This window comes from Paenibacillus filicis, assembly GCF_038070315.1.
Lineage (GTDB): Bacteria > Bacillota > Bacilli > Paenibacillales > NBRC-103111 > Paenibacillus_G > Paenibacillus_G filicis.
In genome coordinates this window covers 452,846-464,977 of record NZ_JBBPCC010000002.1, presented here as the reverse complement: position 1 = coordinate 464,977, position 12,132 = coordinate 452,846, and the positions used below count along the sequence as shown (strand labels likewise).

Sequence of the window (12,132 nt, the reverse complement as noted above, 5' to 3'; positions counted from 1 at the left end):
AAGCCCAACATTGGCTGAAGAAGGGAGCTTTCTTGCATATGTATAAACGGCTGAGCATTGTCATGTTTCCGATTTTACTGATTGCACTGATCGGAACGGGTTTTTGGGGGTATATGGAGCATCAGGAGAAAAACTCAGTATTGATTAAGGCCGAGAACCAGTATCAGCGGGCTTTCCACGATCTGTCATTCCATGTGGATAAGCTGCATACGGAAATTGGCAATACGCTGGCGGTCAATTCGACCTCCCAGGATGCGTACAAGAAAGGACTGATTAATGTCTGGCGCATTACCAGCCAGGCGCAAAATGAAATCAGTCAGCTACCGCTAACCTTACTGCCTTTCAATAAAACAGAGGCGTTTCTGGCCAATATCTCGAACTTCGCTTACCGTGCGGCCGTTCGGGATTTGAGCAAGCAGCCGTTGTCTGAGGATGAGATGAAGACGCTCAGCACCCTCTATGATCACTCATCGCAGATTACCAAGGATTTGCGCGAAGTCCAATCCACGGTCATGCAGCAAAATCTTCGGTGGATGGATGTAGAACTCGCTCTGGCATCAGCGAAGGAGCCGCAGGATAACGCGATTATCGACGGCTTCACCACGGTGGACAAGAAGGTGGGCGAATACCCCGAGATTAACTGGAGTCCTGCCGTGATGAGCATGTACCAGAACCGAGAGATGAAGATGCTTTCCGGTACGGAGGTCACAGCGGATGAAATCAAAGCCAAGGCAGCACAATTCCTGGGGCTGGCTGACCCTAGCGCGGTCCAGGTAGTCGAAAACGGGACTGGAACCGAGCATCAATCATTCAGTGTGAGGGTGCCGAAGCAAGGAACGCAGGACGGCGCGCATCTCGATTACTCCAAGAAGGGCGGCCAGCTGCTGTGGTACAGCGCGGCCAGGGATGTGACGGTAAAGCAGCTCGATCTGCGCCAGGCTCGCGATATTTCGGCCCAGTTCCTCGATGAGCATGGTTATCCGGGGATGACCGCGGTTAGTTATGACGAGTACAGCAATGTAGCGAATATTACATTTGCGGCGCGTACGAATGACGTGATCAATTACTTGGAAAAAGTCGCGGTCAAGGTAGCGCTGGATAACGGAGAAATCACCGGTCTGGAAGCTACGGACTACGTTTTCGATAAGAAAGACCGCCAGCTCGCATCGCCCAAGCTGACGCAGGAGGAAGCAAGGAAAGCTCTGAATCCGAAATTCGAGGCGGATAGTGTACACCTGGCCTTGATCCGCAACGATATTGAGGAAGAGGTGCTGTGCTATCAGTTTATTGGCCGCGTGAACAACGGTCTTTACCGGATCTATGTCAATGCCGATAACGGCGTGGAGGAGAAAATCGATCAAATTCGCACCGAAGAGGCGGAAGTCGCCAAAACCTGAATCCAGCCGTGCGCAGCTTGCACATGACTATCCATGCATAGCTATACAGAGAGAAGAACCCGGAGCCCGGGTTCTTTTTTCTTCTACACTATCCGGTCAGCCGAATGAGACGTGCCGAAGCAACAAATTCATCTTCCCATATTCCGGACGCATGGTATAATGGGTACGTGCTTCTAGTTCCAAAGTTCCGGTAACGATTCAGTCAGGGGGTCGCCAAGCTTGCTTCCGAAGGTCAATCAAATCTTACATATACAGGTCAACTCCATTGACGAGGAGGAAGCCAGACAGGAGTATAAATCCCGCATTGCCGATATCAGCGACGGCCATATCAGCATGGAAATTCCGATCAATGAGGCGTCCGGCAGGCTCAAGCGGCTGTACCCGGGCGACGAGCTCTCCATTTATTTTTTGACGGATGGCGGCGTTAAAAATTATTTCAGCTCCTCCGTATTGGGCTTTAACGATGACGTGATCCGGCTGGTTCAGATTCGCAAGCCTGAGCCTGCGTCGATTACGAAGGTCCAGCGGCGCAACTTCCTCCGCGTGCCGGCAGAGCTGGACATCGCTATCCGGCTCAGCGATAACTACCAGTTCGTTGCCATGACCGACGATGTCGGCGGAGGCGGAATTTCGCTGCTTTGCGAGGGATTTATTCCAGTGCGCAACGGGCTGACGGTAGGTTCCTGGCTGCTGCTTCCGTTCAAGAACGGCACGATCGAGCATGTGCCTTTCAAAAGCGAGATTGTGCGGGTGAAGCCGCTGGAGACGGGCCGTCAGCAGGTTATGCTGCGCTTCGTAGAGATTGCAGAGAGCGACAGGCAGAAGGTTATCCGCTACTGCTTCGAGAGGCAGTTCGACTTCCGGAAAAAATAATCAGGGAATAATCTCCAAAAGTTCGGAGAAACTATCCGCAACCTGATTGCGGGAGTTGTTCGCCATGAGTCTTAAGGATCGAAAAACGAGAGATGATAGGTATATGGACCTATTCATAGTTTTTTCGAAACGCGTGGAGCATATACTGGCTGTGCTGCTTGTTTGTTTTCTTGTCGCACTCTTTATATCCCAAGCGCTGCTGCTTGTTCCGGGGCTTCGCCAGAGGATCGTGAAAGTGGAGCGGCTGGAGGGTCATCCCTACATGAATACAGCAGGTTCATAATGGATGAGGCGGGGGACGAGCTTAACGCCAGCTTCATAATAGGCATGCAGGCTTTTGCATTTTTCGAGAAACCTATGGTATAATTTTCTTCGTTCAAGGCCTCGGCCTTTTTTTTGAGATTGCTCGTCCTTTTTTACGGGATAAGGAGGCCGCAACTTGGAGAAGTTTAACATCGCAATCGACGGTCCGGCTGGTGCTGGCAAGAGCACAATCGCCCGTTTGGTGGCGGGGGCTCTCGGCTTCGTGTATGTGGATACCGGGGCCATGTACCGGGCAGTGACTTGGAGGATTCTAGAGGAAGGCCTTCGAGAGGATCAGACGGAGGAGATGATATCTCTGACCCGGCAGTCCAATATCCGTCTTGCGCCGGGTTCGAACGGACAAGCCGTATATGTGGATGGCCAGGATGTAACGGGGATGATTCGCTCTGCTGAAGTTACGGGTAATGTATCTCGAGTGTCTGCCATTTCAGAAATCCGGGACGTGCTGACCCGCAAGCAGAAGGAAATGGCTGCTGGCAAAGGCATTGTCATGGACGGTCGCGATATCGGAAGCCAAGTGCTGCCTGATGCGGAAGTCAAGGTATTTCTTACCGCAAGCGTCAGGATCCGTGCTGAGCGCCGCCTGAAGGAAATTTCCGACTCACAGCCTGAGGTTACGCTGGATCAGTTGATGACGGATATTGCCCGGCGCGATCGTATGGATGAACAACGCGAAGCTTCTCCGCTGGTCAGAGCTCCGGACGCAGTCCTGATCGATACGAGCGGATTGACCATTGACGAGGTCGTTCACCGTATCCTGGAACTGGCTGGCAGCCGCGTCGGTGGAGGGAAATAAGTTATGACGTATCGCTTTTTTCGCGGCTTATTCCGGCTGATGATTTCCTTTCTATTCCGTGTGCGCGCCGAAGGGCTGGAGCATATTCCTGCTCAAGGCGGTGTTGTTCTCTGCTCCAATCACATTAGCAACTGGGACCCGCTTACGCTCGGGTGCCCACTGGAGCGCAAGGTGAACTACATGGCCAAGGCGGAGCTGTTCAACTTTCCGGTGATGAAGCAGGTGCTGCCTCGGATCGGAGCGTTCCCAGTGAAGCGTGGCGGTGTCAGTAAGGAATCGATCCGCTTGTCCCTGCAGCTGCTGAGAAGCGGTGAGATCATCGGCATTTTTCCGGAAGGATCGCGCAGCAATGCAGGCGGCATGGGCAAGAAAGGTGCGGCTAGCCTCGCCGTCAAATCGGGAGCAACGGTGATCCCAGCGGCCATCATCGGCAATTATTCGTTATTCCGTCCGATGAAGATCGTCTATGGACCGCCGGTCGATCTGCAGGAATTTGCAGATGCAGGCTCCGAAGGTCTGGAGCAGGCCACCGATAAGATCATGAGCACTATTCGGCAGATGACCCACCAGCACGCATCGAACCTGTGAAATGGTGGCATACTGTAGAAAATGAGGAAACAAGCTTTTTTATTCAAATAAACCATTACCTGTCGTTTAGGTCGTTAAGGAGGAAATTAATCATGTCTGAAGAAATCAAAGAAGTACAAGAAGTTCAAGAGGATCAAGCTGCCGAGGTATCCCAAGAGGAGTCCATGGCTAACGTTAACATCCTGAAGAAGGGTGACGTCGTCAAGGGCAAGGTTATCAAAATCGAAGCGGATCAAGCTTTCGTAGACGTTGGCTACAAGTATGACGGCGTTGTGCCACTTCGCGAGCTGTCTTCCGTTTCCCTTGACAATGCAGGTGAAGGCGTTGAAATCGGTCAAGAAATCGAGTTGAAAGTATTGACGATCAACGATCACAAGGAAACGCTGGTTCTGTCCAAGCGTGCCGTTCAAGGCGAGAAAGCTTGGGATAAGCTTGCTGCAGATCTTGAAAACAAAACGATCCTTGAAGCGAAAGTAGCTGAAGTCGTCAAGGGCGGTCTTGTCGTTGACGTAGGTCTGCGCGGATTTGTTCCAGCTTCCATGGTTGAGCGTAACTTCGTTGAAGATTTCAGCGATTACAAAGGCCGTACGCTTCGTCTGCGCGTAAAGGAAATGGATAAAGAGAAAAACAAGGTTATCCTGTCCCAAAAAGACGTCCTGGACGAAGAGTTCGATGCCAAGAAGCAAGAAGTCCTTGGGCAACTGTCCGTAGGCCAAGAGCTGAGCGGCACGGTTCAACGTCTGACTCAATTCGGCGCCTTCGTAGATATCGGCGGCGTAGACGGTCTGGTTCATATCTCCGAGATGGCTTGGCACCATGTTGAGTCTCCATCCGAGGTTGTCAAAGAAGGCGACCAAGTGAAGGTACAAGTGTTGAAGGTTGATCCGGCTAACGAGCGTATCTCCCTCAGCATCAAGGCTACTCAGCCAGGTCCTTGGCAGCAAGTAGCTGGCAGCATCAACATCGGTGACATCGTGACCGGTACGGTAAAACGTCTGGTTCAATTCGGTGCGTTCATCGAAGTGGCACCTGGCGTAGAAGGTCTGGTTCATATCTCCCAAATCTCTCACCGTCATATCGGCACTCCTCATGAAGTGCTGAAGGAAGGTCAAGAGGTTCAAGTGAAGGTATTGGACGTAAACCCTAGCGAAAAACGCGTTTCCCTGAGCATCAAGGAAACCGAGGAAGCGCCTGCCCGCGAGCCTAAGCAAGAGCGCGAGCGTGCTCCAAGACGTGAAAGAGAGTCCGTCTCTCACGAAGAAATGCAAGGATTGAATCTGACGCTCGGCGAGCGCTTCGGAGACAAGCTGAGCAAATTTAAATAAGCAATCGTCGCGAAAAGAGGGAACCAGGGTGCGCATTCCACGGAAGATGGAGCATGTTCATCATGCTCTGCAGCTGGGTCAAAGCGGTCTTCATGGCTTCGATGACATCAAGCTTATTCCTAATTGCCTCCCGGGAACTTCGACGGAGCGAATCGTATTGGACACACAAATCGGCGAACTCTCCTTGAGTTCGCCGATTGTTATTAATGCGATGACCGGCGGAGCCCGGGAGACGGAGGAAATTAATCGGGAGCTGGCCGTGGCTGCTAGAGAAACTGGGCTTGCTATGGCGGTCGGCTCGCAAATGTCGGCTCTCAAAAACCCAGAGGTCGCTTCAAGCTACCGGGTTGTCCGGGAGACGAATCCTCACGGGATCGTCTTCGGCAATCTCGGAAGCGAAGCAACCGTCGAGCAGGCACAGCGGGCCGTTGAGATGATCCGGGCGGATGCGCTTCAGATTCATCTGAATGTGATGCAGGAGCTCATCATGCCGGAAGGCGATCGGGACTTTACAGGCATGCTGGAGCGGGTTCGGGGCATCGTAGAAGCCGTAGGGGTGCCGGTTATCGTGAAGGAAGTCGGATTCGGCATGGCTCGGGAGAGCGCAGAAGCCTTGCTGGACGCAGGCGTTACGATTCTCGATGTCGGGGGCTCAGGCGGAACGAATTTTGCAGCTATTGAGAATGCCCGGCGAGAAACGCCGCTGGATTGGTTGAATGACTGGGGAGCCAATACGTGCATCTCGCTGCTAGAGGTATTGGAGGCTGTCCAGGGCCGCGAAGCAGTACGAGGAAGCAGCCCGTCCGTTATCGCCACAGGAGGCATCCACCGCGCGCTGGATATTGCCAAGGCGTTGATACTGGGAGCCTCGGCAGTCGGGATGGCTGGAGCGATGCTTCGCGTTCAACGAATGGAAGGAACGGAGGCGCTTATTGCTTACATCGCTTCTCTGCATCACGACCTTCGCCTGGTTATGACGGCGCTCGGAGCGACCGGCTTGAAAGATCTTGTACAGGTCCCCGTTATTCTGGGTGGCGAGACAGCGGACTGGTGCACAGCACGAAGCATCGATATCCGCCCATTTGCTCAGCGGAACGGTTATGTCTATGTGTAAATAAAATTTCATACGGAAAGCCATACTAAGGAAAAAGAGAGGATCACGCTTTTTCCAAGGTGAACGCGAATGATGAATGCAGGATACTTATCCTTAGTGCTAGCAGTCATTGCTTTGATCTTATTCGCCAGCGGCTGGAAGGACTTCCTTATAAGAGGTATTACTCCTACGAGTCTACTTCTTTTTTTTATTTTTTGGATCGCGCTGCTTCGGATGCATGTAAGGTGGGGCGATATGGAGCTGAATGGACCGGCGTTTGTATTTGCCGGCATGGTGCTTTATATGCTGGCAAGAGCGAAGGGAGTGTTACTGCGCTTCCATCTGGGGTCCGTTACCCTTCTGCTTGGGGCGCTGTTTTTTCTCCTAAGTGAAATGCTTCATCTGATGCCCACGCTGATCATCGGAGACATAGGCTTCACGATTTCTTTGCTGATCGGCCTACTGACAGCCATGCTGCTGCGAACCCCAGCTATGCAGCTTGCGGCGCTGGCAGGAGGAATGCTCCTCGGAGAAGGCTTAGGGCTGTACATGCACCGCGGTTCGGGGGAACCGGCGCTTGGTTCGGCCGCGCTCGTGGACCTGTGGTGGCTAAGCGCCTTCATCACACGAGGGAGCTCCATCATGCTCGAACTGCTGCTGATCAGCTTGAGAAAGGCTCTTCGCGCGCTGAACGATGCCTGGCGGATCAGGTAGCAGGGGCTGCATCTCGATCAAAGGAGGAAAACGCATATGTGGAGCTGGATGATCACCCAACAGTTGACGGTGGGCATTGTACTGGGGGTCGTGTTCGGGCTTGGATCGCGCATCATGATGCTGAAAACCGATTACCGTCAATACCCGACCTACCCGCATGGCAAAATCATTCACCTGTCGCTTGGCGTGATTGCTGCAGGCCTTGGAGCGGTGGCCGTGCCGTCGCTGCTCGATAAAAACTATACCGCCATCACCTTTCTCGCGATGGCGGCGCAGCAGTTTCGAGATGTGCGCAATATGGAGCGCAACACGCTGAGCAAAATCGATAGCCTGGAGCTCGTCCCGCGCGGGGCGACTTATATCGAAGGGATCGCGATGGTTTTCGAAGGCCGCAACTACCTGGTTATTTTTACGGCGTTCACGACCGCTTTCTTCAGCATTGTGTTTGCCTGGTATTGGGGAATGGTGGCAGGAGCTGCCGCCATGGTGGTTACGAATTACTTCAAGACAGGCAAGAGCTTGGCTCATATCTCCGACGTGGCCATTGGAGAGGTACGTCTGGACGGCCCCAATCTGTTCGTTGACAACATCTACATCATGAACGTGGGTCTTACCGATACGCAGCAGGCGATTCGCGAGCACGCGATCGGGCTTGTATTTACGCCGAAAAACAAAAACGCAAGAGTGACCTTGGCTAATCCAGGCCAGCGCCAGGCGATCCTGCATGATGTCTCGACCATCATGGGCGTATATCGGGATGAAGGAGAGCCGTCGCTGATGCCCCTGGCGAAGCTGGACATGAAGGACGGGCGGCTAGCCGTCCTGCTCTTGCCGCAAGAGCATAACCCTGAGAAGGCCCGCCGTGTTGGACTGGGGTCACCGATTCTGGAAAGCGCCGTACGCATGCCGACGGAAGCCGACGAGCAGACAGCGGCGGGAAAGGCGGGGAATTGATATGACAAAAATCCGGGCTATCGTTACGCTGCACAGAGACCGGATAGCCGGTGGTGCGCCCATATTTATCGTCACTAGTGAGCAGGAGCGGCAGCAGACCGCATTCCGTCTGGAGAAAATTCTGGATGCAGCGGCCCACGATCTGGAGGACGGAACGATGATTATCGTCCAGCATGGCGGCGGGGAGTAAGGCAGCATGAAGAGATGGACGCTCGGGATGAACGGGCTATCCGGAAAACGGGTAACGCAAGTCATGAGTTTACTTGCGTTCTTTCGTTTGTTATAATGTGTTGTTGACATTACACCGAGAAATGTATGGATTTATGCGTTTTGGCGAAGGGAATGAAGTTCATGGCAAGGCCAACCGTGGCGATCGTCGGCCGACCGAACGTAGGTAAATCGACGATATTCAATCGGATTATCGGCGATAAGCTGGCAATCGTAGAAGATAAACCTGGAGTAACCCGTGATCGTTTGTATGGCCGTGGGGAATGGCTGGACCGCGAGTTCAACATTATTGATACCGGCGGCATCGAGATTGAGGGCGAAGACCAGATCATGCGCTCCGTGCGCATGCAGGCAGAACTAGCTATTGAAGAAGCCGATGTCATTGTATTCATGGTAGATGCGAAGGCAGGCATTACTCCGGCGGACAGCGAAGTAGCCGAGATGCTGTTCCGGGCGCAAAAGCCCGTTATCATTGCGGCTAACAAGGTCGATAATCTGGGCCGTGCCGATGATATTTATGAGTTTTATAGCCTCGGCTTCGGCGAGGTTGTCGGTATCTCGGGTTCGCATGGCACCGGGATCGGCGACTTGCTGGAGGCCGTGACCAACCACTTCCCGGATACGACTGAGGAAGAGTACGGCGATGATGTGATCAAAGTGGCGCTGATCGGGCGCCCGAATGTCGGCAAGTCCTCCCTGGTCAATGCGTTGCTGGGCGAAGAGCGAGTGATCGTCAGCGATGTGGCGGGTACGACGCGGGATGCGATCGATACTCCGTTCGAGAAGGACGGGCAGAAATATGTCATCATCGATACCGCCGGTATGCGCAAGCGGGGCAAGGTGTACGAGAATACCGAGAAATACAGCGTCATGCGCGCGATGAAGGCGATCGAGCGCGCGGATGTCGTGCTTGTCGTATTCAACGGCGAAGAAGGCATCATCGAACAGGATAAGCATATCGCGGGATATGCGCACGAAGCCGGTAAAGCGGCTATCTTTGTCGTGAACAAGTGGGATGTCGTGGAGAAGGACGACAAAACGATGCACCAGTTTACGCAAAAGATCCGTGATCACTTCCTCTTCATGACTTATGCGCCGGTGACTTATTTGTCGGCCAAGACGAAGGTGAAGATGCACAAACTGCTGCCGATGGTTAATCATGTTGCCGAGCAGCATGCCCTCCGCATTCCGACTCATGTGCTCAATGAGATTATTTCCGATGCGGTTGCGATCAATCCGCCACCTACGGATAAGGGCAGACGGATGCGCATTAATTATGCAACCCAGGTAACGGTCAAGCCTCCGACCATTGTATTGTTCGTGAATGATCCGGAGCTGATGCACTTCTCCTACGAGCGGTATCTGGATAATAAGATCCGGGCTGCGTTCAGCTTTGAAGGCACACCGTTACGTATATTCACCCGACGTAAATCAGAGGACGATTGACAGGAGTGGCGCTTGTGTGGGCATGGAGTTCACTTTTATTAGGTTATTTGCTCGGTTCGATCAGCTTCAGTTTTCTGGCCGGCAAGCTGCTGAAGGGCATTGACATCCGGCAGCACGGCAGCGGCAATGCCGGAGCTACCAACACACTGCGGGTCCTGGGCAAGGGACCCGGCATCACGGTGCTGGTACTGGACATGCTGAAGGGCGTTGCTGCTGTCTGGCTCGGATATCTGCTCAGCGGAGGGGACCCGCTGTTCCTCGTGTTAGCCGGCATCAGCGTAATTGTCGGCCATAACTGGCCGGTTTTCTTCGGCTTCCGCGGCGGCAAGGGGATTGCGACTACGATTGGCGTTATGGTATCGCTGGCCTTCCTTCCTGCCCTGCTGGCAGGGCTCGCCGCTATTCTCTCGATTGCCTGGACACGCTATGTTTCTCTGGGCTCGCTGCTGTTTACCGCACTCCTGCCTTTATTCATCTGGCTGATGGGGCGCCCCATGGAAATTTTCTGGCTGAGTTTATTGTTATTCGTCTTCGCCTGGTTCCGCCATCGCAGCAATATCGTGAAGCTGGTCAAGGGCCAGGAAAATAAGCTGGGCGCCAAGCGGCAAGCCTGATTTCAATATACCCGAAAGGTGGATCTCGCCTATGGCACATGCTTCGAAAACAGCCGTGCTGGTAGCCGGAAGCTGGGGAACCGCCATCGCCTCCGTATTGGCCGAGAACGGCCGGGAGGTAGCCTTATGGTCCAGGAATGCAGAACAGGTCCGGGAGATCAACGAGAATCACCGGAACAGCCGTTTTCTGGGCGATGCCGTGCTGCCACAGGCCATCTGGGCTACGGATCAATTGAAGGAAGCCGTGGACGGAGCCGAAGCCGTCGTCGTCGTGGCCCCCTCATCGGCTATGCGGTCCATTGCGGGCCAGCTGCGTCCGCATCTGGATGACAAAACTTTGCTTATTCATGCGACCAAAGGCTTCGAAGCCGGTACGCTCAAACGGATGAGCGAGGTACTGGCTGACGAGCTGCCCGGTTATGACTCGAACCGGCTGGTTGTCCTGTCCGGTCCCAGCCATGCGGAGGAGGTTATCCGCCAATGTCCGACGACAGTCGTCGTCGCTTCGCTGGATAAGGATGCAGCCGAGCAGGCGCAGGATTTGCTCATCAATAACAGCTTCCGTGTGTACACGAACCCCGATGTGGTGGGGGTGGAGGTCGGCGGAGCGCTCAAAAATATTATCGCGCTCGGCGCCGGATTGTCAGACGGGCTGGGCTTCGGTGATAACGCCAAGGCAGCGCTGCTGACGCGCGGGCTTGCGGAGATTGCCCGGCTAGGTACCGCCATGGGCGCCAACCCGCTGACGTTTGCCGGGCTTGCAGGCATCGGGGACCTGGTCGTCACCTGCACCAGCCAGCACAGCCGCAACTGGCGGGCAGGCTCCATGCTGGCTCAAGGGCTCAGTCTGGATGAGGTGCTGGCTCGTATGGGCATGGTGGTTGAGGGCGTCAAGACGACTCAGGCCGCTTTCAAGTTAGCCGAGCAATACAGCATCCCTATGCCCATCACGACCGAGCTGCATCATGTCTTGTTCGACGGCAAGACGCCCCGTGAGGCGGTAGAGGACCTGATGGGCCGCGGACGCACGCACGAGATCGAAGAAATCGCCGATTCCTCGCAAAAGGGTTGGTTCTATTAGGGCAGCCGCCTATACGGCATGCCGCTGCTGTACATATAATACCTCAGACCCTACGCTTAGTCCGGTAGACGGCTAAGTCGCATCCCCAGTCTGAGGAGGTTCTGACGTGCCCAACAACAAAAATATGTCCAAAGATGTGTTGAACGTCGTCAAAAAGAAAACCGGTAAAAACGTTTCCGAGAAGGACATCTATAAGCTGGCTAGCGGCGTGAAGCCTTCCACGATGCAAAGCGATGCTCAATTGAAGCAATTGATCAAGCAGGTGGCGGGGCTCGTGAACGTCCCCGTGTCGGAGCAGACGATGAATGAGTTGATATCGGCGATCAAGAGCAGCAAGATGAACACAGCCAATATGGAACAGCTCATGAAGATGATCATGAAAAAGTAACCGGTTGGTGGCACAGGCGTCCGATGCGGCGCTTGTGCTTTTTTTGTGTTATGATGGAAATTGGATTTAGCGTTGATGATGGAAAAGTGGAGGTTGATTCAAAGCATGTCACCCTTGGACAAGATGTGGGCATCGTTTGTGGCAATCGGGCTGATGATCGTAGCGTCGCTGCTGATTACATATGCCAGAACCAGGACAAAGGGAGTTACCCGGGTATTATTATCGCTCCTTGCGTTTATTTTGTTTATCCCGATTCTGATTTATATGATGGCTTCGATGCTATAGATTCGGTGCGATAGAAAGGCAGGCTG

At 53.7% G+C, this 12,132-nt stretch carries 15 protein-coding genes; all 15 read left to right on the top strand.

The features are described 5' to 3' along the window. Positions 1-38: 38 nt before the first annotated feature. The 15 genes from ypeB (at position 39) to WMW72_RS05750 (ending at position 12,120) form a co-directional block, all read left to right on the top strand. Entirely contained in the window at positions 39-1,397 is a 1,359-nt protein-coding gene (gene ypeB, locus WMW72_RS05820; RefSeq protein WP_341414471.1) for a germination protein YpeB, read from the top strand. 219 nt (positions 1,398-1,616) lie between these two features. Beyond that, positions 1,617-2,270, top strand: coding sequence for a flagellar brake protein (locus WMW72_RS05815; protein ID WP_341414470.1), 654 nt, complete (start codon positions 1,617-1,619; stop codon positions 2,268-2,270). A gap of 133 nt (positions 2,271-2,403) precedes the next feature. Beyond that, positions 2,404-2,553 (top strand): hypothetical protein, encoded by a 150-nt coding sequence (locus WMW72_RS05810; protein WP_341414469.1) that lies wholly within the window; start codon positions 2,404-2,406, stop codon positions 2,551-2,553. 156 nt (positions 2,554-2,709) lie between these two features. Next, positions 2,710-3,390, top strand: a complete 681-nt coding sequence (gene cmk, locus WMW72_RS05805; RefSeq protein ID WP_341414468.1) for a (d)CMP kinase — start codon at positions 2,710-2,712, stop codon at positions 3,388-3,390. A gap of 3 nt (positions 3,391-3,393) precedes the next feature. Continuing rightward, positions 3,394-3,978, top strand: a complete 585-nt coding sequence (locus WMW72_RS05800; protein ID WP_341414467.1) for a lysophospholipid acyltransferase family protein — start codon at positions 3,394-3,396, stop codon at positions 3,976-3,978. A 92-nt stretch (positions 3,979-4,070) separates the two neighbouring features. Continuing rightward, positions 4,071-5,303, top strand: a complete 1,233-nt coding sequence (rpsA, locus tag WMW72_RS05795) for a 30S ribosomal protein S1 (protein ID WP_341414466.1) — start codon at positions 4,071-4,073, stop codon at positions 5,301-5,303. Positions 5,304-5,349: 46 nt separating this feature from the next. Further along, positions 5,350-6,417, top strand: coding sequence for a type 2 isopentenyl-diphosphate Delta-isomerase (fni, locus tag WMW72_RS05790; protein ID WP_341414593.1), 1,068 nt, complete (start codon positions 5,350-5,352; stop codon positions 6,415-6,417). 69 nt (positions 6,418-6,486) lie between these two features. Continuing rightward, positions 6,487-7,110, top strand: coding sequence for a YphA family membrane protein (locus WMW72_RS05785; RefSeq protein ID WP_423227515.1), 624 nt, complete (start codon positions 6,487-6,489; stop codon positions 7,108-7,110). Between the two features lie 36 nt (positions 7,111-7,146). Then, positions 7,147-8,064 carry a YIEGIA family protein gene (locus WMW72_RS05780; RefSeq protein ID WP_341414463.1) on the top strand — a complete coding sequence of 306 codons (918 nt, stop codon included), beginning with the start codon at positions 7,147-7,149 and terminating at the stop codon, positions 8,062-8,064. A 1-nt stretch (position 8,065) separates the two neighbouring features. Continuing rightward, positions 8,066-8,254: a capping complex subunit for YIEGIA gene (locus WMW72_RS05775; protein WP_341414462.1), complete on the top strand. Its 189-nt coding sequence runs from the start codon at positions 8,066-8,068 to the stop codon at positions 8,252-8,254. 161 nt (positions 8,255-8,415) lie between these two features. Then, entirely contained in the window at positions 8,416-9,738 is a 1,323-nt protein-coding gene (gene der / locus WMW72_RS05770) for a ribosome biogenesis GTPase Der (protein ID WP_341414592.1), read from the top strand. A 14-nt stretch (positions 9,739-9,752) separates the two neighbouring features. Further along, positions 9,753-10,352 carry a glycerol-3-phosphate 1-O-acyltransferase PlsY gene (gene plsY / locus WMW72_RS05765; RefSeq protein WP_341414461.1) on the top strand — a complete coding sequence of 200 codons (600 nt, stop codon included), beginning with the start codon at positions 9,753-9,755 and terminating at the stop codon, positions 10,350-10,352. A 31-nt stretch (positions 10,353-10,383) separates the two neighbouring features. Further along, complete coding sequence (locus WMW72_RS05760; protein ID WP_341414460.1) at positions 10,384-11,433, top strand: NAD(P)H-dependent glycerol-3-phosphate dehydrogenase; 1,050 nt, start codon at positions 10,384-10,386, stop codon at positions 11,431-11,433. A 124-nt stretch (positions 11,434-11,557) separates the two neighbouring features. After that, entirely contained in the window at positions 11,558-11,821 is a 264-nt protein-coding gene (locus WMW72_RS05755; protein WP_341414591.1) for a stage VI sporulation protein F, read from the top strand. 50 nt (positions 11,822-11,871) lie between these two features. Beyond that, positions 11,872-12,120 (top strand): hypothetical protein, encoded by a 249-nt coding sequence (locus WMW72_RS05750; RefSeq protein ID WP_423227514.1) that lies wholly within the window; start codon positions 11,872-11,874, stop codon positions 12,118-12,120. The last annotated feature ends 12 nt before the right edge of the window (positions 12,121-12,132 follow it).

Excerpts from the sequence above, each read along its gene's own strand:
- rpsA (WP_341414466.1), top strand. The coding sequence starts at position 4,071 with ATGTCTGAAGAAATCAAAGAAGTACAAGAAGTTCAAGAGGATCAAGCT.
- fni (WP_341414593.1), top strand. The coding sequence starts at position 5,350 with ATGGAGCATGTTCATCATGCTCTGCAGCTGGGTCAAAGCGGTCTTCAT.
- WMW72_RS05800 (WP_341414467.1), top strand. The coding sequence starts at position 3,394 with ATGACGTATCGCTTTTTTCGCGGCTTATTCCGGCTGATGATTTCCTTT.
- WMW72_RS05750 (WP_423227514.1), top strand. The coding sequence starts at position 11,872 with ATGATGGAAATTGGATTTAGCGTTGATGATGGAAAAGTGGAGGTTGAT.
- ypeB (WP_341414471.1), top strand. The coding sequence starts at position 39 with ATGTATAAACGGCTGAGCATTGTCATGTTTCCGATTTTACTGATTGCA.
- WMW72_RS05785 (WP_423227515.1), top strand. The coding sequence starts at position 6,487 with ATGATGAATGCAGGATACTTATCCTTAGTGCTAGCAGTCATTGCTTTG.
- WMW72_RS05780 (WP_341414463.1), top strand. The coding sequence starts at position 7,147 with ATGTGGAGCTGGATGATCACCCAACAGTTGACGGTGGGCATTGTACTG.
- WMW72_RS05755 (WP_341414591.1), top strand. The coding sequence starts at position 11,558 with ATGTCCAAAGATGTGTTGAACGTCGTCAAAAAGAAAACCGGTAAAAAC.
- der (WP_341414592.1), top strand. The coding sequence starts at position 8,416 with ATGGCAAGGCCAACCGTGGCGATCGTCGGCCGACCGAACGTAGGTAAA.
- WMW72_RS05760 (WP_341414460.1), top strand. The coding sequence starts at position 10,384 with ATGGCACATGCTTCGAAAACAGCCGTGCTGGTAGCCGGAAGCTGGGGA.
- WMW72_RS05775 (WP_341414462.1), top strand. The coding sequence starts at position 8,066 with ATGACAAAAATCCGGGCTATCGTTACGCTGCACAGAGACCGGATAGCC.